This is a genomic window from Rhodococcus sp. T2V, from assembly GCF_029269925.1.
Taxonomy (GTDB): Bacteria; Actinomycetota; Actinomycetes; order Mycobacteriales; family Mycobacteriaceae; genus Rhodococcus_F; species Rhodococcus_F koreensis.
Map to the genome: position 1 here is coordinate 73658 of NZ_JARJBD010000023.1, position 21750 is coordinate 95407.

General features: G+C 65.9%; 20 protein-coding genes. 8 read left to right on the forward strand and 12 right to left on the reverse strand.

All coding sequences use genetic code 11. The annotated features are described in order from the left end of the window. Positions 1-58: 58 nt before the first annotated feature. From P3H15_RS20540 to P3H15_RS20560, 5 genes are read right to left on the reverse strand one after another with little or no spacing between them, the layout of a single operon-like run. Complete coding sequence (locus tag P3H15_RS20540; RefSeq protein ID WP_276138952.1) at positions 59-871, reverse strand: SDR family NAD(P)-dependent oxidoreductase; 813 nt, start codon at positions 869-871, stop codon at positions 59-61. Continuing rightward, the gene (locus tag P3H15_RS20545) at positions 868-2100 is read right to left on the reverse strand and encodes a CaiB/BaiF CoA-transferase family protein (RefSeq protein ID WP_276138953.1); all 1233 of its coding nucleotides are present in this window, start codon (positions 2098-2100) and stop codon (positions 868-870) included. Before P3H15_RS20545 ends, P3H15_RS20540 begins: the two co-directional genes overlap by 4 nt. Next, a complete protein-coding gene (locus P3H15_RS20550; RefSeq protein ID WP_276138954.1) occupies positions 2097-3281 on the reverse strand; it encodes a lipid-transfer protein in 1185 nt (394 codons plus the stop codon). The genes P3H15_RS20545 and P3H15_RS20550 overlap by 4 nt, the downstream gene beginning before the upstream one ends. Before the next feature lie 49 nt (positions 3282-3330). Continuing rightward, a complete protein-coding gene (locus P3H15_RS20555; protein ID WP_276138955.1) occupies positions 3331-3672 on the reverse strand; it encodes a hypothetical protein in 342 nt (113 codons plus the stop codon). Positions 3673-3676: 4 nt separating this feature from the next. Then, entirely contained in the window at positions 3677-5035 is a 1359-nt protein-coding gene (locus P3H15_RS20560) for an acyclic terpene utilization AtuA family protein (RefSeq protein WP_276138956.1), read from the reverse strand. Positions 5036-5492: 457 nt separating this feature from the next. Here P3H15_RS20560 and P3H15_RS20565 point away from each other — a divergent pair, with 457 nt between their 5' ends. The 3 genes from P3H15_RS20565 to P3H15_RS20575 all read left to right on the forward strand — a co-directional run bounded on the left by P3H15_RS20565 (position 5493) and on the right by P3H15_RS20575 (position 8364). Further along, positions 5493-6845: an MFS transporter gene (locus P3H15_RS20565; RefSeq protein ID WP_276138957.1), complete on the forward strand. Its 1353-nt coding sequence runs from the start codon at positions 5493-5495 to the stop codon at positions 6843-6845. An 84-nt stretch (positions 6846-6929) separates the two neighbouring features. Then, positions 6930-7826 carry an alpha/beta hydrolase gene (locus tag P3H15_RS20570; RefSeq protein ID WP_276138958.1) on the forward strand — a complete coding sequence of 299 codons (897 nt, stop codon included), beginning with the start codon at positions 6930-6932 and terminating at the stop codon, positions 7824-7826. Positions 7827-7887: 61 nt separating this feature from the next. After that, positions 7888-8364 (forward strand): cupin domain-containing protein, encoded by a 477-nt coding sequence (locus P3H15_RS20575; RefSeq protein ID WP_276138959.1) that lies wholly within the window; start codon positions 7888-7890, stop codon positions 8362-8364. A gap of 2 nt (positions 8365-8366) precedes the next feature. On the opposite strand, the gene P3H15_RS20580 is transcribed toward P3H15_RS20575, so the two are convergent. Continuing rightward, positions 8367-11630: a protein kinase gene (locus tag P3H15_RS20580; protein WP_276138960.1), complete on the reverse strand. Its 3264-nt coding sequence runs from the start codon at positions 11628-11630 to the stop codon at positions 8367-8369. 208 nt (positions 11631-11838) lie between these two features. Here P3H15_RS20580 and P3H15_RS20585 point away from each other — a divergent pair, with 208 nt between their 5' ends. Next, positions 11839-12267, forward strand: coding sequence for a MarR family winged helix-turn-helix transcriptional regulator (locus P3H15_RS20585; protein WP_276138961.1), 429 nt, complete (start codon positions 11839-11841; stop codon positions 12265-12267). Then, a complete protein-coding gene (locus tag P3H15_RS20590) occupies positions 12251-13687 on the forward strand; it encodes an MFS transporter (protein WP_276138962.1) in 1437 nt (478 codons plus the stop codon). Before P3H15_RS20585 ends, P3H15_RS20590 begins: the two co-directional genes overlap by 17 nt. Here P3H15_RS20590 and P3H15_RS20595 read toward each other — a convergent pair. From P3H15_RS20595 to P3H15_RS20610, 4 genes are read right to left on the reverse strand one after another with little or no spacing between them, the layout of a single operon-like run. Further along, positions 13684-14880 (reverse strand): acetyl-CoA C-acetyltransferase, encoded by a 1197-nt coding sequence (locus P3H15_RS20595; protein WP_276138963.1) that lies wholly within the window; start codon positions 14878-14880, stop codon positions 13684-13686. The genes P3H15_RS20590 and P3H15_RS20595 overlap by 4 nt on opposite strands. A 13-nt stretch (positions 14881-14893) precedes the next feature. Beyond that, positions 14894-15346: a MaoC family dehydratase gene (locus P3H15_RS20600; protein WP_219460086.1), complete on the reverse strand. Its 453-nt coding sequence runs from the start codon at positions 15344-15346 to the stop codon at positions 14894-14896. Positions 15347-15390: 44 nt separating this feature from the next. Next, the gene (locus P3H15_RS20605) at positions 15391-16614 is read right to left on the reverse strand and encodes an acetyl-CoA C-acetyltransferase (RefSeq protein ID WP_276138964.1); all 1224 of its coding nucleotides are present in this window, start codon (positions 16612-16614) and stop codon (positions 15391-15393) included. Between the two features lie 3 nt (positions 16615-16617). Next, positions 16618-17787 (reverse strand): acyl-CoA dehydrogenase family protein, encoded by a 1170-nt coding sequence (locus P3H15_RS20610; RefSeq protein ID WP_218271203.1) that lies wholly within the window; start codon positions 17785-17787, stop codon positions 16618-16620. Between the two features lie 229 nt (positions 17788-18016). On the opposite strand from P3H15_RS20610, the gene P3H15_RS20615 reads away from it, so the two are divergent. Genes P3H15_RS20615 through P3H15_RS20625 form a run of 3 tightly spaced genes read left to right on the forward strand, consistent with a single transcriptional unit; the run spans position 18017 to position 20023 of the window. Further along, entirely contained in the window at positions 18017-18379 is a 363-nt protein-coding gene (locus P3H15_RS20615) for a 4-coumarate--CoA ligase (protein ID WP_276138965.1), read from the forward strand. Continuing rightward, positions 18376-19119 (forward strand): 3-oxoacyl-ACP reductase FabG, encoded by a 744-nt coding sequence (gene fabG, locus P3H15_RS20620; protein WP_072944568.1) that lies wholly within the window; start codon positions 18376-18378, stop codon positions 19117-19119. Before P3H15_RS20615 ends, fabG begins: the two co-directional genes overlap by 4 nt. A gap of 34 nt (positions 19120-19153) precedes the next feature. Then, positions 19154-20023, forward strand: a complete 870-nt coding sequence (locus tag P3H15_RS20625) for a LysR family transcriptional regulator (protein WP_276138966.1) — start codon at positions 19154-19156, stop codon at positions 20021-20023. On the opposite strand, the gene P3H15_RS20630 is transcribed toward P3H15_RS20625, so the two are convergent. Both P3H15_RS20630 and P3H15_RS20635 read right to left on the reverse strand, forming a co-directional pair. Continuing rightward, complete coding sequence (locus P3H15_RS20630; RefSeq protein ID WP_276138967.1) at positions 19963-20856, reverse strand: LysR family transcriptional regulator; 894 nt, start codon at positions 20854-20856, stop codon at positions 19963-19965. The two genes, P3H15_RS20625 and P3H15_RS20630, sit on opposite strands and share 61 nt — an antisense overlap. A gap of 32 nt (positions 20857-20888) precedes the next feature. Further along, positions 20889-21683, reverse strand: a complete 795-nt coding sequence (locus P3H15_RS20635; RefSeq protein WP_276138968.1) for an N-acyl homoserine lactonase family protein — start codon at positions 21681-21683, stop codon at positions 20889-20891. Positions 21684-21750: the final 67 nt, after the last annotated feature.

Consider the following 21750-nt stretch of genomic DNA (forward strand, 5'->3'; position numbering starts at 1 on the left):
ACACGATTCGAGACCGTTGCGAAATCCGGCAGTCCAGACCGCGGCATACGGATGCCGATCAGTGAAGGGTGAGGCCTCCGGTAGGGCTGAGTACCGCGCCCGTCAGATACATCGATTCGTCGGACGCGAGAAAACTCACCACGTCACCGATATCCGGAGGTGAGGCGATACCGAATGGTGCCCTCGCGACTATCTTCTCGTACTGTCGACGGTGCGCCACGGAGACGGCGTCATCGTGATCGAACGCAGCCTGCCACGACGGTGTGTCCCGGACGACGGTCACGCACACGCAGTTGACTCGGATCTTGTCTCTGGAGAGTTCCTTCGACAACAGTTTGCTCACCTGAATCAACCCAGCCGAGAATGCTGCGATGCCCGTCTGCCCCGGCGTCGGTGCACGTCCGCCCTCAGAGGTAACGAACACCACCGACCCGCCGTTCTCCCGCAGGTACGGCACCGACGCCTGCACCACCGCCAGCTTTCCGAGCAAAGCTTGACCTGCGAAATTCGTGACCCGTTCCAGATCGATGCCAGCGAACGGCCCTCGGACCTTCGGATCACGCGCCTGCTCGTCAAACCCCCCGGCATTGGGCACGACAATGTCGATACGACCGAACTTCTCGACGACGGATTCGGCCAACGTCCGCATATCGCTAGTTGACCCGACGTCCCCGGATTGGAAGTGCGCATTGCCGCCTGCCGCGCGTATCTCATCGACCACGTGCGCAGCTCGCTCCTCGCTGCGCCCGTTGACAACCACAATCGCTCCGCGAGCGCCCAATCTGGCGGCAATACCGCGCCCGATCCCGCCGGACCCGCCGGTGACGATCGCGACTTTCCCTTTGAGGTCCGACACCACCCGCTCACTCATCGGGCACTCACCGCATCACGCTGTCCGAGCTCGTCGGTCACCGCACCGGATGCGAGGAGCGTGCCGATTTCGCCTTCACTCACTCCGGCCTCACGCAAGAGCTGGACCGAGTGCTCTCCGAGCCGTGGCGCCGGATAGCGGACCGCCGGGGCACAGGAGCTCCATGTCTGGGGGATGCCGAGTGAATTGATCCTGCCTTCGGACGGATGTTCTTCGACAAACGAGAAGCCGGTCTGCCGCAGGTGAGGATCATCGAGTGCCCCTGCGGGAGTGTTCGTCTCGATCGCCGGAACATCTGCAGCCGCCAGGTCGGCCAGCCATTCGTCCGCCGGACGTGTTGTAAAGATGTCCGACAGAAGACGCAGCAACTCCGGCATATTCTCGGCGCGGGCGTGCACGTCGGCGAATTTCGGATGGTCGGCCAAGTCTGGACGACCCGCGACCTGGAAGAAGCTCCGCCAGTGCTTGTCGATGTAAATGCTGACAGCGACGTACCGCCCGTCCTTCGTCCGGTACGGACGACGGTCCGGATTCATCGTCCGCGCATAGCCCCAGTCGCCAATCGGCGGATCGAAAGAGTGCCCCCACAGGTGGTCCCCGAGAACCAACTGCGCGAAAGTCTCGAACATCGGAACCTGGACTTCTTGCCCAACACCCGTGACGTTGCGGTGATAGAGCGCAGCACAGACAGCCATCGCGGTAGATATGCCGACCACCCGGTCCGCGATCGGTGTGGCGACGAACTCCGGGCTACCAACCTTCCGGTTCTGCAATGCAGCCATGCCCGACGCCGCCTGAATCAGGTCGTCATACGCGGGGCGGTCCGCATATGGTCCACTCTGACCGAACCCGACCGCGCCGGCGTAGACGATCCGTGGGTTGATCTCGCGCACATCGTCGTAGGAGAACCCGAGCGAACGCATTGCTTTCGGACGCATGCTGTACAAGAACACGTCGGCGCCCGCGATCATCCGGCGAAGCACCGACGCCCCACCGTCCGATTTCAAATCGAGCACGATCGACCGCTTGTTACGATTCAAGTGCAGAAAGTTCGAACTCATCCCCGCATTCCGCGCCGGGCCGACCCGGCGGATCGTGTCGCCACAGCCGGATTCGATTTTCCACACGTCGGCACCCATGTCCGCCAGGTGCAAAGATGCGAATGGCCCCATCACGTTCGACGTGAGATCGAGGACCCTGACGCCGTCGAGCGGACCGGAGACGGTCATGACACCCTCCGATACATGGTGACGACGCACGCGCCCCCCAGCCCGATATTGTGCTGTAGGCCGATCCGTGCATCTTCGACCTGCCGCTGTCCTGCCGTTCCGCGCAGGTGCCAGACGAGCTCGGCGCACTGCGCAAGACCGGTCGCACCGAGCGGATGGCCCTTGGACATCAGCCCACCGGATGGGTTCACCACATACTTACCTCCGTAAGTGTTGTCCCCGTTCAGAATGAGCTTCTCCGCAGTACCTTCGGCGCACAGGCCCAGGCCTTCGTAGCTGATGACTTCGTTCGGCGTGAAGCAGTCGTGCAACTCGACGACGTCGACGTCCTCAGGGCCGACGCCGGCCGACTCGTACACTTCGGCCGCCGCACGGCGCGTCATGTCGGCACCGACCAGGTTGATCAGGTCGACCGAACTGGCCTCGGTGTCGGTGGTCATCGACTGCCCGATCATCTCGACACCGCCCGCAAGTCCGTGTCGCTGGGCGAAGGCCTTGCTGACCACGATCGCAGCTGCCGCTCCGCAAGTGGGGGGGCACGCCATGAAGCGGGTCAGATACGGGAACAGGGTCGGCGCTTCCATCACCTGATCGACGGTCAGAGGCTTGGTGAACAGCGCATACGGGTTGTTACTCGCGTGGGTACGCGACTTGACCGCAACTCGCGCAAAGATGTCCGGATTCGCACCGTACCGCTCGATGTACTCCCACCCGGCCGCGCCGAATGCCTGGATCGCACGTGGGGCATCGGTTGGCAGCTCAGGATGCAGCTCCACCCGACGTTCGTGAATCCAGCCCACCGGAGACGTCCGATCGGGGAACGCGCTGCCGAGGGCGCCCGGTGTCATCTCCTCGAATCCGAACGCCAGCGCGCAGTCCACGATCCCGGTCTCGACTGCCTGGCGGGCGAGCATGAGCGCGGACGAACCGGACGCGCAGTAGTTGTTCAAGTTGTACACGGGAATGCCGGACATCCCGACCGAATACACCGCGCGCTGACCACACGTGCTGTCGCCGTACACATAGCCGGCGAATGCCTGCTGTACCAGGGAGTAGTCGATTCCCGCGTCGGCGAGGGCCCCGCGGATCGCCTCCGCAGCCATCACCTCGTACGGGTCGTTTGCGCCGGGCTTGGCGAATTTCACCATATTGACGCCGACAACTTGCGCTTTGTCACTCATCTCGGGATCTCCGAACTCTTGTCGATTGTGCAGTACTAAATCGAACCGATCAGTGCATCAAGTGCAGATCGGGCTCGGCGACCTCGAACTCGATGCGCAGCAGGGCCTGGCACATCGTCTTGCCGGTGAAGTCGGCACGCAGACTACGCGTGGCTCCGCCGCCGAGTGCATTGCGCAGAACGAAATTCATCGCTTCCAGGGTGCGCACCTCGTAGCGGTTCACCTCGCCCTTGACCATCTCGCCGAAGAACTCCTTGACCACGTCTGCGGTCAGGTACTCCAGGATCAGCGGATAAAAACGCTTCTCCTTGGCTATGACAGCGATATTGCAGATGTCGCCCTTGTCCCCGGAGCGGGCGTAGGCGATGTCGTTCAAATGGATACGGCTCATGTCGTCACAGTTCCCTAGTCTCGACGGTCTGCGAGATCTCCTCGCGCGGAATCAAAGTCGGCCACAGTGCGAAAACCTCGCGCGGCGGCGGAGTGTTGAGCTGACCGGTCGATCCGATCGGGCCGGTGCCCATCAGCATCACGCATTCGCGAGCTACCTTCGCGGCCTCTGCACGCTCGGCGCACTTGGCCGCGACGCGAATACGGACCTCGTTGATGTCCGGGTCCGGAGCGGGCGACGCCGACCAGTGGCACGAGTTGACGCCGATCATGTCGAACCGGACTTCCTCGGCGTCGAGGTTTACCATCTCCAGACGCTTCTTGATGATCTCGATCGACCGCTCGGCCTTTTCGACGGCGTCCGGCCAGGTCACTGACGACTCAGCCTCGCCGATGAAACCGTCCATGTAGGCGATGCCCGCCTTGAGGGTGTCCGGACGTGGCTTGCCCTTGGCGCCCCATACCTTGACACGGTCCTTGGCGACCTCGTCCATCTCGACGTTGGTGAAATCCGTGATCACCTCAGGCATCAGGTAGTTACCCGGGTCGTGCACTTCGTACAGGAGGTGCTCGGTCAAGGTGACCTGGTTGATGACGCCGCCGGTGCCGTCCACTTTGGTGATGAACAGTTCACCGTTCTCGTTGACCTCGGCGATCGGGTAACCGATATTCCAGGGCTCGGGAACCTCGCGCCACAGGCTCGAGATCCCGCCGCTGCACGCCGCGCCGCACTCGATCAGATGTCCGGCGAGGATGCCGATCGCGAGGTTGTCCCACTCGTCCCACTTCCAGCCGAATTCGTGGACGAGCGGAGCCAGAATAGCCGCGTCGTCGGTGGCTCGATCGGAGATGATGATGTCGCAGCCCGCTTCGAGCGCCTCCACGTAACCGTAGGCGCCGGAGTAGACATACGATCCCACGATCTTGTCGCGCACTCGGCCGAGATCCGCGTCGCCGTTGTCGAGGTTGGTGAACTGGACTCCGTTGTCGAGAAGTTCCTCGACCTTGGCCTGAACATCGTTGGTGGTGACGATACCCACCTTCAGCTTGGTGATCCCGAGTTCCTTCGCGGTGGTCAGGATCGTGTCAGCACAGGCCTGCGGATTGGCAGCACCCGCGTTGGTCAAGATCTTGATGCCCTTTTCCAGACAGATCGGCAGCACACCACGGACCACAGCCCGGATCGACGGGACATAGCCGCGCGACGCATCCTTGCGCTGCATCTTCTGCAGGGACGGGATGGTCGGCTCGCCCAGGAAGTCATATGCGAGGTACTGCACGTCACCGTGCTTGGCAATCTCGATCGCAGGGTCCAGATTGTCGCCCCAGAATCCACTTCCAGATCCGATCCGAATCTTCTTCATACTGTGTCCTCTTCCATTGCTGAATGTGTCGTCTCGAGGGCCGCGGCCCGGCTCCGCCGAGAAGCTCGTTGAGCTCGGCGTCATCCCGGCCGACGGCCCGACCGCGCACTGGACCGGCGGTCGCTCGCCGTAGTCCTTCATGTGAGGGTCGCCGAGCAGCATCTCCGGGGTGTTCCTCGCGATAGCCGGGATGTCTGCCTGACCGAGGACCTCGACCCATTCGGCTGTCGACTTGGCGGCGAGCACCTTGTGTCCGAGTTTATGACTCCCCCAATCGCCGATCAATTGACTTCTGACGAAGTTCGAATTCAGGTTTTCCGAAGGACCCTCTGATTGCCGTGGACCGAATTCGAACTTCGAGATTTTTCAGTCGATTCGATGCTGCCTCTGATGTTTTATGAGTGTGAGCCGAGTTACATGCCGGCTTGCAGTCATTCTCCCGACACGAAAGCAACACATGCCCACTTCGCTCACCCCCAGCGCGTCAGCCTCTCGTGGCCCCGGTCTGGTGTTGGCCCTGTGTTTCGCCACCATTCTCGCTGACGGATACGACCTGATCGTCTTCGGTGCAACTCTGCCCTCGCTCATGCACCAGTGGGGGCTGGAAAAATCTGCACTGGCGGACGTTCACAGCATGACTCTGTGCGGCCTGATGGTCGGCTTCCTCGTCGCCGGCACTCTCGCCGACCGCATCGGGCGGCGCGCCGTGATCTTGGCTGGTGTCACCTGGTTCTCATTGTTGTGCCTGGTGTGTGCGTTCGCGCCCAGCTTCACGGTCTTCGGAATCGGCCGCGTTCTCTCCGGCGTCGGACTCGGTGCCGTCGTCCCCGCCGCGGTAGCCCTGGCCAGTGAGTTCGCAACCGCCCGGCGCAAGCAGCTGTTCAATGGAATCACCCTTACCGGATACCCGATCGGCGGTGTCCTCGCCACGGTCGCCGCGCTGATCGTGCTTCCCGGTGCGGATGCGCTCGCGAAATCCACGCCACCGTCCGAGCAGTGGCGGCTCCTGTATTTGCTTGGCGGTGCGCTGATCGTCCTCGTCCCGATCCTGTATTTCGCGCTCCCCGAATCGCCGAGCCTCCTCGCTGCGCGTGGCCGCGACGAGGAAGCACGCGCGGTCGCCAACCGGTTCGGCATCGAACTCACTGCGACAGACGCCCGTCCAACAGATCAGGCGAAGGGCGGCATACGACTGCTCCTGTCGCGTCGATACCTGTTTGCCACGGCAATCTTTACGGCGGTGATGTTCTGCTGCCAGATTCTCGTCTACGGCCCGAACACCTGGCTGCCGAGTATGACCAGGGAATTGGGTTTCGGTGGAACACAAGGAATTCTAGCGCTGATGATGCTGCAGTTCGGTGCGGTCGTGGGCACGATCGTCGGCGCCTTGCTCGTGGACCGGGGTGGTGCGACGCGGACCGTAGTCCCGTACTTCCTCCTCGGAGCCGTCGCTCTGCTGGCGCTCGCATTCGGTACCGAACTCGGTGCGGCCGGCCTCTTAGTCGCCGCTTTCGCAGCGGGCGTCGGAACCGTTGGCACCAGCACGCTCATGTACGGCGTGATCGCTGCACACTATCCGACAGCGATTCGGGGATCCGCAATCGGATTCTGCCTGGGCATCGGCCGAATCGGTGCGATTCTCGGCCCTCAGATCGGCGCTCTGTTCGCGACGCCACGCGCAGGTCTCCTCGCATTCATGGTCCCTTCTCTCGTCGGTGCCGGACTGGTTCTCGTCCTCGCCGCGAGCACGCGGAATCGACAGGTGAACGACAGTGCCCAGGGCGAAGACCTGGTCGACAGCCGGGCATGACATTCACCAAAAATCCACTGAGCGCCATGAACCACTACTGGCATCACATTGTTCGACACACCGAGAAACGAAGGTCAGGTACCCATGATGTCGACTGAATTCGCTGATCCCCTCCGCACGCTTTACCTGGATTGGGTCGCCCGCATGCAGGCCGACCCGGAGATGTCGGTGCAGGTCATGCGGGACATGCAGGAGGGGTGGCACACCGTCGCAACCGAACCGAAGGGGGTCAGCTACGAGTCGGTCGACATCGACGGACTCTCCGCCGTGTGGAGCATTCCGGCGGACGCCGATCCGACAACGGTCGTCCTCTACTTCCACGGCGGGGGTTTCATCACCGGATCCGCCCACTCGCATCGGAAGATGGCCGGTCACCTCGCACGAGAAATCGGTTCTCGCGTCCTGCTCGTCGACTATCGACGCGCACCGGAGCACGCCTATCCCGCTCAGGTCGACGATGGGGTCTCGGCGTTTCGGTGGCTGATCGATCAGGGCTTCGCACCGAACCGGATTGTCAGTGCGGGTGACTCTGCAGGCGGGACACTCGCGCTCGCGCTCGTCGTGAGTCTCCGAACCCGGGGCCTACCGACCCCCGGAGCAGTGGTGACCTTCTCTCCCGGACTCGACTGGGACGGCGAGTGGATGGTCAACGAAGAGAACGACATACTCGCGAGCAAGGCCATCATCGTGGCGATGGGCTCACTCGCCTTCGGTGATCGCAGCACCAAGGACCCGCTCTGCAACCCGACGTACGCCGATCTCGCTGGATTCCCCCCGGTGTACCTGTCGGCGGGCGGGCACGAGAATCTGCTCGGCGGCATACGGAAATTCGTCGAGGCGGCCGATGCCGCGGGCGTCGAGGTGACGCTCGACGTCGCTCCGAGCAGACAGCATGTTCACACGTTCGCCGTGGGCAATGACCCCGAGGCCGACCGGACGATCACCGAATCCGCCGCCTGGGCCCGCGAGCGGTTGGGCTGACAGCCGACCCCTTGTCTGTGTTCGGTCACGTCACACTCACACCCAGGAAGAAGAGCGAAAGATGAAGCACCAGGCACGACGTGTTGTCACCGGCCACGATTCGGACGGCCGCTCGGTCGTCCTTTCCGATTCGATCGTCGAAGCGTTCGAAGCGTCCCCTGCCGCATTCGCGACACGGCTGTGGGCCACCGACACGTTTCCGTCCGACAATACGGATCCGCGGGACGGAGCGGCGTTGATCGAGACGTTCTCGACCGCGGACGGAACCGCCTTCTACATCGTGGACTGGGCTCCGAACAGTGAGTTCCCGTTCCATCGAACCCAGAGCCTCGACTACGGCGTCGTGATCAGCGGTCAACTCGAAGCAGTGCTGGATGGCGGAGACGTCGCGGTGTTGACCACCGGCGACAGCATCGTCCAGCGCGGGACCATGCACGTCTGGCGAAACTCCACCGACCAGTGGGCACGTACGGTGTTCGTTCTGGTCGGGACCTCACCGGTCACCGTCGGCGGACAAACCCTCGAAGCCAACATGTAACCCTAACCGTGCGTCCGCTCCACGACCCAGGCCGCGACCTGGGTGCGGGAGGTGAAGCCCAGTTTCGCCAGGATGTGCTCCACGTGTCCTTGTGCGGTGCGGGGTGAGATCACGAGGCGGTCGGCGATGGCCTGATTGGTCAGGCCTTCGGCGATCAGGCCGGCGACCTGGCGTTCCCGCTTCGTCAGTCGCGCCGGCGCGTCGGTGTCGGGTGTGGAGGCCCCGGGTGGTTGCTCGTGGAGGGCGTAGGCGATGGCCGCGTCGAAGCCGAGTTGTTCACCTTTGTGCTTGGCTGCTGCGAATGCTTTGTCGCCGAGTTCTTTCCGGGCATTCTCGGCGCATTCCTCGTGGTGGACGATCAGGTTGGAATGGATGACGGCGGAACTTCCGATCGCCCGCGCCAGCTCGTCGGCGGCCCCCAGCAGCACGGCGGCCCGGAGTGCGTCGTGTTGTTCGAGGCCGATCCACGCGAGGGCTGCGAGACAGGCTGCGACGACGCGCGGACTGCGCACCCGCTTGGTCAACTCCAGCGCCTCGTCGAGAAGCCGGACCGCGCGATCCGCATCACCCCGCTGCCAGACGGCAATCCCCAAGGCCCACAGCGAATGAGACCGGTACATCTTCTCGCCGTACTGTTCCGTGATCGCGAGAACCCGCTCGTGGCGTTCGACGGCCTCGTCCGTCAGACCGGACATTCCATAGGCTGTCCCCAACGGGTACAGGGCGGCCACTTCGAGTGTCCGCTCTCCGCGTTCGCTGAATTCCGCGAGTGCGGGTTCGAGATGCGCGCGGGCGCGGACGGGATCACCCCCGAGAAGGGCCAGCATTCCGTCGGCGAAGGAGACGAACGCGCGCATCATGGGGTCAGTGGTCTGTGCGGCGAGCGTGCGTCCCTCCGCCACGAGCGCGGCCCCCGTCTCGAGATCGCCCTGCACGTTGGCCATCACGCTGGCGCAGTAGATCGCCTTGGCCCATTCGAGGGTGGGTGGCCCGCTCTGGCGGGCGAGCAGTTGTTCGAGCCAGCGCCGACCCTCGTTGTATGTTCCCTGGGAGCTCCAGAACAGGAACAGTGCGGTGGCGGTGCGGAGGCCGGCGGCGGGATCGTCGTCGACACTGAATTCGAGGGCCTCCCGCAGGTTCGGTTGTTCCCGCTTCAAACGGGCGATCCAGTCCAGCTGCCGGGCGCTGATCCACTCCGCGTCCGCATCCAATGCCAAGGCCTCGTACCAATCCCGGTGCCGGCGGCGCAAAGTCACGGTCTCGCCGGTCTGCTCGAGTTTCTCGTAGCCGTACGCGCGGAGCGTCTCGAGCATCCGGAACCGCACCACCGGCCCGTGTTCCTCCCGGATCAGGATCGACTTGTCGGCCAGGGACGTCAGTGTGTCGAGCAGGTCGTCCGGGCCCAAACCGTCGCCGCAGACCTGCTCCGCGGCATCGAGTTCGAAACTGCCGGCGAAGACCGCCAACCGTCCCCACACCAGTTGTTCACGAGCGGTGCACAGTTCGAAACTCCAGTCCACCGACAACCGCAGGGTCTGTTGCCGCGTCGGCGCACCCCGGCTGCCTCGGGACAGCAGGGCGTAGCGGTCGGTCAGCCGCTGCAGGATCTGCTCGGGCGACATCGCCCGCAACCGCGCGGCGGCCAACTCGATCGGCAACGGCAATCCGTCCAATCGGTGGCAGATCCCCGCCACCGCCGCCGCGTTCGCCTCGGTCAGCACGAACCCGGGAACCGCCGCAGCGGCGCGGTCGGCGAACAACGTCACCGCATCGTATTTGGGCAACCCCCGCACCGACGGAGTCCGCTCCGGGTCCGGGACCCCCAGGGGCGGCACCCGCAACACCGCCTCTCCCCCGATGACCAGGGGTTCGCGGCTGGTGGCCAGGATCCGCACCCGCGGACAGGCCCGCAGCAGGAGGCCGGCGAGTTCGGCGACCGCGTCCACCATCTGCTCGCAGTTGTCGAGGACCAACAGCAGTTCTCTCGACGTGAGGAACTCGATCAGCACCTCCCGCAACGGCCGCGTCGAATGATCCCGCACCCCCACCGCCGCGGCCACCGCGTCGACCAGCGACGACCCGTCACGCAGTTCGCCCAGTTCTATCAGCCGCGCACCGTCGTCGTAGTCGCGCTGGACGGCAGCCGCGACGCGCATCGCCAACCGGGTCTTGCCCACCCCGCCGATCCCGGTCAGCGTCACCAGCCGCGATCCGGCCAGCAGGTTCTTCGCCTCGGTGAGCTCGTGCCGGCGCCCCACGAAACTGGTCAGTTCCAGCGGGAGGCTTCCCGTCGCCCCCAGCGTGGACGGGCCATGCGACCGTCCGGGATGCGAGCTCGGTTGCTCACCGTTGCCCTGCGCATCGGGTTCGGTGCGCAGTGCCATGTCGTCGACGGGGAGGTCGTGGTTGCGTTGCAGGGCCCGCAGTTCCTCGCCGAAGTCGGCAACGGTCGCCGGTCGCTGACCGGGCTCACGGGACATCGCCCGGGCGATCACCTCGGACACGTCGTCCGGGATTCCGTGCTCCCGCAGATCCGGCACCTCCTGCGTGGTGATCCGCAGGAACTGCGCGACCACCTGCTCCCCGCTGCGACGCTCGAACGCGGCATGACCGGTCAGCGCACTGAACAACGTCGCCCCGAGCCCGTACACGTCCGCGGCCGGACTCGGCGGATCACCCGCGAGGACCTCCGGCGCGGTGTACGCCGGCGACCCGGTGACGACGCCGGTCGCGGTCTCGAAACCGCCGGTGATGTGCGCGATGCCGAAGTCCGTCAACTCCGGCTCACCGTAATCGGAGAGCAGAATGTTCGCGGGTTTCACGTCCCGATGCAGAATCCCGAGCCGGTGCGCCGTCTCCACCGCACCCGCCATCTTCACCCCCAACCGCAACACCTCGGCCAACGGCAACGGCCCGCGGCGGCGGATGAGCGCGTCGAGGGAATCCTGCGGGTGATACGGCATCACGATGTAGGGCAGACCGCTCGCGGTCGCGCCGACCTGCAGAATGTTCACGATGTTCGGATGCCCGGTCATCCGGCCCATCGCCCGCTGCTCCCGGAAGAACCGGGCCCGGTTCTCCTCGTCGAGATCGACGGTGAGCACCTTCACCGCCACCGTGCGATCCAGGTCCGCCTGCGTGCAGCGGTAGACGACGCCGAAACCACCGCGCCCGATCTCCTGGGCGTCGTCGAAACCGGTGCCTGCCAACTCCGCGGCCGGGGACGGCGGGTACCGCTGCGTGTCGAGCGGGTCACCTTCACCCATCGGCCGGTCTACTCACTCCGTCGGCTCGTGCTGCCGCGCGCTGGTTCCGACGGCATGACCAGCGCGGATACAACCGTGGACTCACCTCTCGATGGCGTGCTCTCAAGGATATCGCTGACGCTGTCCGCTGCGGGCGATCCTGCGGTGGGCGGTGTGAGCCTCCCCATTTAGACAACTAAATTGATCAATTGGGTTGTACGCTTTGCTCATGATCACCGAACAGGCCACCGCACAGGTTCTGCGGGAAGCATTGCGCCCGATCTGGCGACAGCTCACCGCGGGCAGGACGATCTCCGTGGGAAAGATAGGTGTGCTCGCGTACCTGTCGAAGCACGGGCGAACGTCGGCCTCGACACTCGCGTCGGCCGAGAAGATCACGCCGCAGGCGATCGCGACGGCCGTGCGTGAACTCGAAGGTCTCGGCCTGGTGGCGCGCACCCCCGACGAGCAAGACCGACGCCGGATCTGGATCGAGCTCACCGATGCCGGTCGCGAGAGGCTGACGCAAGAGCGGTCGAAGGGCCTCGAGTGGCTGGAACACGCCATCGCGGAGCGGTTGACGGCGGAAGAGAAAGCGACTCTGGACTCCCTGATCCCGATTCTGCGCAAGTTGGTGGACGATGCACCCACCGACTGACGCCGCGACACACCCCCGGTTACTGCCTGCCCTCGCCTATGCCGCCCTGACCACCGCGGTCGTCAGTTCCCTCGGCATGCTGCTGGTGCCCACGATCTCCCAGGACATGCACGTCGAGGTGAGCACGGGACAGTGGATGCTCACCGTCAACCTCCTGGTCGGGGCGATCGCCACGCCGATCATGGGCCGGCTGAGCGACGGACCCCACAAGAAGCGCCTGCTCCTGTGCTCCCTGGCGACGATCCTCGCCGGCTCGATCATCGCCGCGTCCGCTCCCAACTTCACCGTCTTCCTGATCGGACGCGCTCTGCAGGGACTCACGTACGGGATCGTTCCGGTGACGATCGCGCTCGCCCGCCGCTACCTCCCCGACAGCCAGGCCCGCGTCGGCATCTCGAGCCTGTCGGTGACGGTGACCACCGGCCTCGGGCTCGGATACCCCCTGACCGGCATCCTCGCCGACCTTCTCGGATTCCGCTTCGCCTTCTGGTTCGCGGCTCTGTTCCTGATCACCACCATCGTCGTCGTCTGGCGGGTGATTCCCGCGGGACCGGACGAGCGGGCACCTCGGTGCACTCTCGACGTCCCCGGCGCTCTGCTGGTCGGAACGGGTCTCGCGTCACTGCTCGTCGGCGTCAGCGAGGGATCGCGGTGGGGATGGACCTCCCCGTGGACCATCGGATTCTTCGCCGCCGCGGCGATACTGCTGACGCTGTGGTGCGTCGTGGAACTGCGCACCCCGAATCCGCTGATCAACCTGCGGGTACTGCGCAACGGCGACGTACTGGTCGCGAACAGCACCGCGATCGGTCTCGGCGCCACGATGTACATCGGACTCTCGATCGGCAGCCTCATCGCGCAGGCGCCCGCCTCCACCGGGTACGGCATCGCGCTGCCGCTGTTCTGGGCCGGATTCGTGATGCTTCCGCTGTCGGTGGCGAGTTTCGGCGCGAACCGACTCGTGCGCGCGCTCTCGCAGCGGGTACGCATGCGAACGCTGCTGCTCTCCGGGGCGGGACTCGTGACGGCCTCGAGCGTGCTGCTCTGGTTCGCGCACGACGAACTGTGGGAAATCCTGATCGGCATGTTCGGATTCGGCATGGGAATGGGTATGACGTACGCGGCGATGCCCGCCCTGATCGCCCGCAGTGTCGCGGACACCGAACTCGGCAGCGCCGTGAGCTTCAACCAGGTGCTGCGCACCGTCGGCGGCTCGTTCGGCAGCGCCGTCGCGGGCGCGGTGCTCGCCGCGAACCTGGCACCGGACCTGCATCCCACCGAGGGTGGGATCAGGACCGCTCTCGCCGTCGGCGCCGTCGGCTGCGCGGTCGTCTTCGCGGCGCTGCTCGTCAACAACGTGATGTCGCGTCCGCCGGCCCCGACATCGGAGCCGGCGGACGCCAGGGTCAGCCGGGGTTAGACACCCTCGACGACGGCGGCCATACCCTGCCCACCGCCGATGCACATCGTGACGAGCGCCTTGCCGCCACCACGCCGCTTCAACTCGTGCAGCGCGGTGGTCGTCATCCGTGCGCCCGTGGCGCCGATCGGGTGCCCGAGCGAGATGCCGGACCCGTTGACGTTGAGGCGGTCCCGGTCCTCGAAACCCCATTCCTTCAGGACCCCGAGCACCTGGCAGGCGAACGCCTCGTTCAGCTCGATCAGCGTGAAGTCGTCGAAGCTCGCACCGGTGCGGCGGAACAGCTTCGACGCGGCCGCGACCGGACCGAGTCCCATCAGTCCCGGTTCACACCCGGCGGCGGCCCACCCGGTGAGGAAACCCATCGGTTCGAGCCCCAGTTCGTCGAGTTTGTCCTCGGCGACGACGAGCATCGACGACGCCGCGTCGTTCTGCTGACTCGCGTTGCCCGCGGTGACGACACCGTCCTTGACGACACTGCGCAGCCGTGCCAGCGACTCGGCGGTGGTGTCCGGGCGGATGCCCTCGTCACGCGCCACCACCGAGACGTTGCCCTTGCGGTCGGTGATCTTCACTTCAATCACCTCGTCGTCGAACTTGCCTGCCTCCCAGGCGGCGTGGGCCTTGGCGTGACTGTCGGCGGCGAACGCGTCGGATTCCTCGCGGCCGATGCCGCACCGTGTCGCGACGTTCTCGGCGGTCTCGATCATTCCGCTGATCTTCCCGAACCGCCACTCCGGCTGGGAGCGCTCCCGGCCGCGGTCGAGGCGGTCGTAGAGGTTCAGCGATCCGGCGCGGGTGCCCCAGCGGGCCCCGGTCGTGTAGTGCTCGATGTTGCTCATCGACTCGACACCGCCGGCGAGGACGACGTCCGCGGCGCCGGTCTGCACCATCATCGACGCGGTCACGAGGGCCTGCAGTCCGGTGCCGCAGCGGCGGTCGGTCTGCAGTCCGGCGACGGAAATCGGCAGTCCCGCTTCGAGTGCGGCCCACCGTCCGATGCACGGGGCCTCGGAGTTGGCGTACGACTGCCCCATCGCTACGTCCTCGATGAGTTCGGGGTCGATGCCCGACCGTGCGACGGTCTCCTTGATGACGGCCGCCGCAAGGCTCTCGGCGGGTACGTCGCGCAGTCCGCCGCCGAAGCGGCCGACGGCGGTGCGGACGGGGGCTACCAGTGCTGCTCTTCGCATGTTGTTCCTCGTTTCAGGCGACCAGGACGCGGACGGTCTCGGCGACGCACGCCGGCTTGTCCTCGCCCTTGATCTCGATGGTGTACTTGACGACGACCTGCGCGCCCTGCTTCGTGTGCTCGAACGCCGCGATCTCACCGCCGACCCGGATCGACGCTCCCACCTTCACCGGCTTCGGGAAGCGAACCTTGTTGAGTCCGTAGTTGATCACCAGCTTCGTGCCCTCGACCCGCATCAGGTCGGCCCCGAGCTTCGGCAGCAACGACAGCGTGAGGTAGCCGTGGGCGATGGGGGCGCCGAACGGGCCCTCGGCGGCCCGCTCGGGGTCGACGTGGATCCACTGGTGGTCGCCGGTGGCGTCGGCGAACACGTTCACGCGGTCCTGCGTGATCTCGAACCAGTCACTGTGGCCGAGATGTTCGCCGACTGCAGCTTCGACGTCGTCGATGTTCTGAAATACGCGCATGAGCTCTCTTCGGGTCGGCCCGGTACCGGGCAGGGTGGGGACGGTCAGATGTTGACGTTCTCGAATACGGCTGCGATGCCCTGGCCGCCGCCGATGCACATCGTCTCGATGCCGTAGCGGGCCTGACGGCGGTCCAGTTCGCGGACCAGGTTGGCCAGGATGCGGCCACCGGTGGCACCGACGGGGTGACCGAGCGAGATGCCGGATCCGTTGACGTTGAACCTGTCCCGCATGTCGGACTCGTCGAACTTCCACTCCCGAGCGCACGCCAGCACCTGCGCCGCGAACGCCTCGTTGATCTCGAGGAGATCGATGTCGTTCAGGGTGAGCTTCGCCCGCGTGAGAGCCTTGTCCACGGCCGGAACCGGGCCGATGCCCATCCGGTTCGGCTCCACTCCTGCCACGCCCCAGCTGACGAGCCGGGCGAACGGGCGCAGTCCCAGCCGTTCGGCGTTCTCGGGGGTGGTAACGATCGCGGCCGCGGCGGCGTCGTTCTGGCCGCACGCGTTGCCCGCGGTGACGGTCGCCTCCGGGTCGACGCGCGACCGGATGGGCCGCAGCGCCGACAGCGATTCGACGGTGACGTCGCGGCGCGGGTGCTCGTCGGCGGTGTGGACGACCGGATCCTTGCCGCGCCTGCCGGGCACCGTCACCGGGATCGTCTCGGCGTCGAACAGACCGCCGTCCTGCGCGCGGATCGCACGCGCATGGGATTCGGCGGCGTACGCGTCCTGCTCCTCGCGGCTGATCGAGTACTCGCGGCGGAGATTCTCCGCGGTTTCGATCATGCCGCCCTCGACGGGGAAGTTCACGCCGCCGGAGTTGGTGCGAGGCTTGGCCAGCCGGTCGTGGAACTCCACCGACACGCCCTTGACGCCCCAGCGCATCCCGGTGCTGTAGAACTCGGTCTGGCTCATCGACTCGGCGCCGCCCGCGATCACCAGATCACTCATCCCGGTCTGCACCTGCATGGCCGCGTAGATCACCGCCTGGAGCCCGGAGCCGCACCGGCGGTCGAGCTGGACGCCGGGGACCGTGACGTCGAGACCGGCGTCGAGCGCAGCGATCCGGCCGATGGCCGCCGCCTCACCGTTGGCGTAGCCCTGACCGAAGATGACGTCGTCGATGTCCTCGCACGTCAGCGACGTCCGCTCGATCAGGCCCTTCAGCACCGTCGACGCCAGGGTGGTGACGGGAACGTCGCGGTAGATGCCACCGAATCCCCCGACGGGGGTGCGGACAGGTTCACAGATCACTGCGTCGTACATGGGTCAGAGCGCTTTCTTGGCTTCGCGGACGAGTCCGCCGCCGATGATCAGGCGCTGGATCTCGCTGGTGCCCTCGTACAGGCGCAGCAACCGGACCTCACGGTAGATCCGTTCCACCGGAACGTCTCTCATGTATCCGCTTCCACCGTGGACCTGCACCGCCAGATCGGCGACCTTGCCTACCATTTCCGTGCAGTACAGCTTCGCGACGGACGGGGAGATCCGGCGGTCCTCGCCGCTGACGTACTTCTGCGCCGCGTCCCGGACCAGCGCGCGGCCCGTGGACACGCCCACCTGCTGGTCGGCGAGCATGGCCTGCACCAGCTGGAAGTCGCCGATCGGGGTGCCGCCCTGCTTCGTGACCGCCGCGAAGGCGACGGACTCGTCGAGCGCACGCTGGGCACTGCCCACCGAGAGCGCCGCGATGTGGACGCGGCCGCGGGCGAGAGACGTCATAGCGGCGCGGTAGCCGGCTTCCTCACTGCCGCCGACCAGCGCGGACTCGCCGACGACGACGTCGTCGAACGCCACCTCGGACGTCCAGGCACCTTCCTGGCCCATCTTCTTGTCCTTCGGCCCGACCACCACACCGGCGGTGTCTGCGGGGACGAGGAACACCGCGATGCCGGTGCCGGTCTCGTCGGCGGGACGGGTGCGCGCGAACACGACGAACAGATCGGCCAGCGGCGCGTTCGTGATGAACCTCTTGGTGCCGTTGATCGTCCACTTGCCGTCCTTCAGGACGGCGCGCGTGGTCAGGCCCGCCGGGTTCGATCCGGCCTCCGGCTCGGTCAGCGCGAACGAGGCGACCACGTCGCCCGACGCGATGCGCTCGAGCCATTCCGACTTCTGCTCGTCCGTACCGAAGTTCACCAGCACCTGGCCGGCGATCCCGTTGTTGGTGCCGAACATCGACCGCAACGCCAGGCTCGTGTACCCGAACTCCATCGCCATTTCCACGTCTTGCGTGAGGTCGAGTCCGAGCCCGCCCCACTGCTGCGGGATGGCGTACCCGAACAGACCCATCTCCGCCGCCTTACGGCGAATGTCGTCCGGAATCAGATCCTTTTCCGCGATTTCATTTTCCCTGGGAATTACTTCCTTCTGAATAAAGGTCCTCGTCTGCGCGAGAATGTCCTTGAAGTCTTCGTCACTCACTTCGCGTTCAGCCATGAGGTGAATATCCAGCAACCAGGCCCGGCTGTCAAGCGCGGTCTCCGAACGAGAACTCGCAGCGCAGAGGCTGTTTACGACCCATAGGAAGAAGGCAACTGTCGGTTTCCTTCCGCGTCTTTGACCGCGGCGGTCCGAGGCACTTGAATAGATGTCGACCGCCCGGATTTCAATTCGGGCATATTCGCGGACAAATAAACTCCCGGCGAGATGGAATTCGATATTCGACATGGTTGGCAGACCCGAGGATGCACTCCTCTACAAGGGCTACACCGTCGATCCGCAGGAACTCGAACAGTTGCTGCTGTCACGGCGGGGCGTTCTCGACGCCGTGGTGGTCGGCCGCTCCGTCCCCGGGGTCGGAGAGATGCCGGTCGCGTTCGTGGTGGCCGACGCAGCGCACCCGACCGCCGAGGAACTGATCGAGTTCGTGGCCGCCGCGGTGCCGCCGTACAAGAAGGTGCGGGAAGTGGTGTTCGTCGACGAGTTGCCCCTGTCCCCGCGGGGTGCGGTCCTGCGGTCCGCGCTGCGCGACCGCCTGACCCCGCACGCCGAAGACGTTCGTACAACTGAGGAAGGAACACACACATGACACTTCTCGAGGGACGGGTCGCCGTCGTCACGGGCGCAGCCCAGGGCATCGGTTTCGAGATGGCCAGGAAGTTCGCGAGCGAGGGCGCATCGGTCGTCCTCGGCGACATGCACGCCGACAACGTGAAGGGCGCGGCCGCCAAGCTCGAGGCCGACGGCTTCCAGGCCGTCGCCGTGGCCTGTGACGTGACCGACCCGGATCAGATGCAGAACCTGGGCAAGACGGCGCTCGACAGTTTCGGTGCGATGGATGTGTGGGTCAACAACGCCGGCATCACCCGCGATGCGACGCTGCGCAAGATGTCGCTCGCCGATTTCCGCTCCGTCATCGACGTCCACCTGCAGGGCGCGTGGCTGGGCACCCAGATCGCGTCGATCGCGATGCGGGAGGCGGGCAAGGGCTCGATCGTCAACATCTCGTCGATCTCGGGCAAGGTCGGCATGGTCGGGCAGACCAACTACAGCGCCGCGAAGGCCGGCATGGTGGGCCTGACCAAGGCCGCCGCGAAGGAGGTCGCCCACCTCGGCGTGCGGGTCAACGCGATCCAGCCCGGCGTGGTGAACACCGACATGATCCGGGCCCTGCGCGCCGACATCATCGAAGCGAAGCTCAAGGAGGTCCCGATGGGCCGGGGCGCCGAGCCCGAGGAGATCGCGAACGTTGCGCTGTTCCTCGCGTCCGACCTGTCCAGCTACATGACGGGCACCGTCCTCGAAGTCACCGGCGGACGTCACATCTGACAGCCGGCGCGAGGTCACGCAGTAGTCTTCACTGGTGGAGTCGCGTCACGTGGAGTACTTTCTCGCCACCGTCGACAACGACGGCCTCGCGCTCGCGGCCGAGGCCCTGGGCGTCACGAAGCCGTCGTTGTCGAAGGGGCTGCGCAATCTCGAGCGTGACCTCGGTGTCGACCTGTTCCACCGCGTGGGCCGCGGTCTCGTGCTCAGCGCGGCGGGCAAGGCGTTCGTCGGCCCCGCGCGGCAGATCGTGCGAGACCTGGTAGCCGCCGAGAGCTCATTGGTCGACGTGTCGGGTCTGCCGCGCGGCCGCCTCGACATCTGCGCGTCGGCGCACGTCGCGGAAGGCCCTGTCACGGAACTGATCGGGTCCTTCCGCAAGCAGTATCCGGGTGTCGTCGTCCGGCTCGCCGACCTGCGTCCGGTCGACGTCGTCGGATCGCTGATCCGGGACGGACACTGCGAGATCGCCTTCAGTCATTTTCCTTTTTCCGCACCGGGATTGACGACCCGCGTCCTCGGAATCCACGAATACTGGCTGGTGGTCCCGCACGACGCCGAGATCGTGTGGCGGGATCCGTTCCCGCTCGACGACCTTCCGGACATTCCCGTGGTGGGGCTGCCCAAGGAGTCGTCTTCGCGCACCGTCATCGAGAAGGCGCTGCAGGCCGCGGGGCGGCGGACCACCCTGTCGGCCGTCGTCGAACAGCGGGAAGCCGTCGGCGCGTTCGTCGTCGAGGGTGTGGGAATGTCGTTCATGGAACGCACACTTGCGGAACGGGCCGCCGGCGGCGGAGCACGAATCTGCCCACTCGATCCACCGATCACCGCCCCGTACGGAGTGATCTACGACGAGGCCAGGCTGTCGCCCGCCGGCCGCGCCTTCCTTGGCACGCTCGCGTCGTGAGTCTCGTCGAGCGCAGTGATGAACGCCGCCGCGGCGGGCGGAAGCGGATCCGGCCGGTGCACGATCCCGACGGTCCGCACCTCGGGCGGCGCGAGCGAGCGGACCACGACGCCCGGTAGTTCCTGCTCGGCGACGCGCCGCGGGAGCAGGGTCGCCCCCGCACCCTGGACCACCAGTTCCCACATCGACTGGCGATGCGCACATTCGACGGCGATGTTGTTCACCGGCAGTCGTGGGCGCGACCCGATCTCGACGATCATCGGAATGTCGGAGAGCAGACCGACGGGCACCGGATCGGGGAGTTCGATCGCCAGGTCGGCGTGCAGTGCGAGCACGATCTCCTGCCCCCCCACCGTCCGGAACTCGAGGCCCTGCTGGTCGACGAGCAGTTCGGTGAGCCCGAGGTCGCACTCCCCCGACCGGACCGCGCGGCCGACGCCGTCGGGACCGTCCGCCGACACCGTGGACAGGACCACACTCGGGAACTGTCGGTGGAATCGGCCGACCAGACGCGGAAGCGGATCGGCGGCAAGCGAATTGAGAACGGCGATCGTGAGCGTGCCGGACCGCAGTTCGGCGACGTCGTGCACGACGGCCCGCGCCCGCGCGACGTCCGCGAGCACCTGCCGCGCCGCATGCGCGAACGACGCGCCCGCCGGGGTGATCCGCAGCTTCCGTCCCCCGCGATCGAACAGTTCGACACCCAGATCGCGTTCGAGAGTGCGGATCGCCTGCGACAGCGACGGCTGCGCGATGAACAGCGCCCGCGCAGCCTCGGTGACGCTGCCGTGATCGGCCACGGCGACCAGGTATTCGGCGTCCCGGATGTCCACCACCCGAGTCTAGCGACCACGGGGTCCGGGGCCTAGACGACCTGCCGCCCGTTCGCGCGGAGGCGATTCCAGTCGTCGATGTCGTGGTTGACCACCACGGTCGTGTTGGGCTGACTGCGAAGCAGTTTGAGCTTCTTCAGCGATTCGATCGCGCCGACGGTATCGGAGTCCGCGGGCATGCCGACGCAGCAGCTGATGTTGTCCTGGATGTGCGCGACGTCGCCGGACAGGACCAGCGTGCTGCCGTCCGGCAGGCGGAGTTTCAGCCCGAGCGAACCCGGCGTTTGCCCGGGCAGCGACAGCACGACGACGCTGCCGTCGCCGAACACGTCGTGGTCGTATCCGGCAGGCACTTCGCACCAGTCGATCCGACCGGCCGCGTCGAGATCTTCCTGCCGAAAGAAGCCCGTGACGTGATTGTCGGGTGTGCGGGCGTACCGCAGCTCTCCGGATCCGATGTATCCCTGCGCCCCGGCGAAATGCTCGAGGCCGCCGGTGTGATCGAAGTGCAGATGCGAGATCACCACCCGCTCGACGCCGGCGGTGGAGAATCCGAGCGACTCCAGCTGGCGGTCGAGGGCACGCTCGGCGGGGAAATCGATCATGAACAGTTCCGCGAGCGGGCCGTAGGTGGATGCGGGATCGCCTGCGCCGGCGAGACCGGTGTCGAATATGAGCAGTCCGTGCTCCGCGTGCTCGATCAGGAACGACGGCGACGGCAGCGACACCAGCTCACCGCCCGCACCCAGGATCATGATGCTTTTGTCGACCTTCAGCATGGGTGCGTCGAGCGCCCACAAATGCTTGATGGTGCCGGAACTGGCCACGTCGTGCCTCCTCGAGCCCGGAAGGGGGAAGTCGCGGCACCGTGTGAGCCGCGTCACGCATGATATA

Coding starts and splice junctions, on each gene's coding strand:
- P3H15_RS20545 (WP_276138953.1), bottom strand. CDS start 2,100: ATGACCGTCTCCGGTCCGCTCGACGGCGTCAGGGTCCTCGATCTCACG.
- P3H15_RS20590 (WP_276138962.1), top strand. CDS start 12,251: ATGCACCCACCGACTGACGCCGCGACACACCCCCGGTTACTGCCTGCC.
- P3H15_RS20580 (WP_276138960.1), bottom strand. CDS start 11,630: ATGGGTGAAGGTGACCCGCTCGACACGCAGCGGTACCCGCCGTCCCCG.
- P3H15_RS20595 (WP_276138963.1), bottom strand. CDS start 14,880: ATGCGAAGAGCAGCACTGGTAGCCCCCGTCCGCACCGCCGTCGGCCGC.
- P3H15_RS20605 (WP_276138964.1), bottom strand. CDS start 16,614: ATGTACGACGCAGTGATCTGTGAACCTGTCCGCACCCCCGTCGGGGGA.
- fabG (WP_072944568.1), top strand. CDS start 18,376: ATGACACTTCTCGAGGGACGGGTCGCCGTCGTCACGGGCGCAGCCCAG.
- P3H15_RS20555 (WP_276138955.1), bottom strand. CDS start 3,672: ATGAGCCGTATCCATTTGAACGACATCGCCTACGCCCGCTCCGGGGAC.
- P3H15_RS20585 (WP_276138961.1), top strand. CDS start 11,839: ATGATCACCGAACAGGCCACCGCACAGGTTCTGCGGGAAGCATTGCGC.
- P3H15_RS20565 (WP_276138957.1), top strand. CDS start 5,493: ATGCCCACTTCGCTCACCCCCAGCGCGTCAGCCTCTCGTGGCCCCGGT.
- P3H15_RS20540 (WP_276138952.1), bottom strand. CDS start 871: ATGAGTGAGCGGGTGGTGTCGGACCTCAAAGGGAAAGTCGCGATCGTC.
- P3H15_RS20560 (WP_276138956.1), bottom strand. CDS start 5,035: ATGAAGAAGATTCGGATCGGATCTGGAAGTGGATTCTGGGGCGACAAT.
- P3H15_RS20575 (WP_276138959.1), top strand. CDS start 7,888: ATGAAGCACCAGGCACGACGTGTTGTCACCGGCCACGATTCGGACGGC.
- P3H15_RS20615 (WP_276138965.1), top strand. CDS start 18,017: ATGGTTGGCAGACCCGAGGATGCACTCCTCTACAAGGGCTACACCGTC.
- P3H15_RS20550 (WP_276138954.1), bottom strand. CDS start 3,281: ATGAGTGACAAAGCGCAAGTTGTCGGCGTCAATATGGTGAAATTCGCC.
- P3H15_RS20610 (WP_218271203.1), bottom strand. CDS start 17,787: ATGGCTGAACGCGAAGTGAGTGACGAAGACTTCAAGGACATTCTCGCG.
- P3H15_RS20570 (WP_276138958.1), top strand. CDS start 6,930: ATGATGTCGACTGAATTCGCTGATCCCCTCCGCACGCTTTACCTGGAT.
- P3H15_RS20600 (WP_219460086.1), bottom strand. CDS start 15,346: ATGCGCGTATTTCAGAACATCGACGACGTCGAAGCTGCAGTCGGCGAA.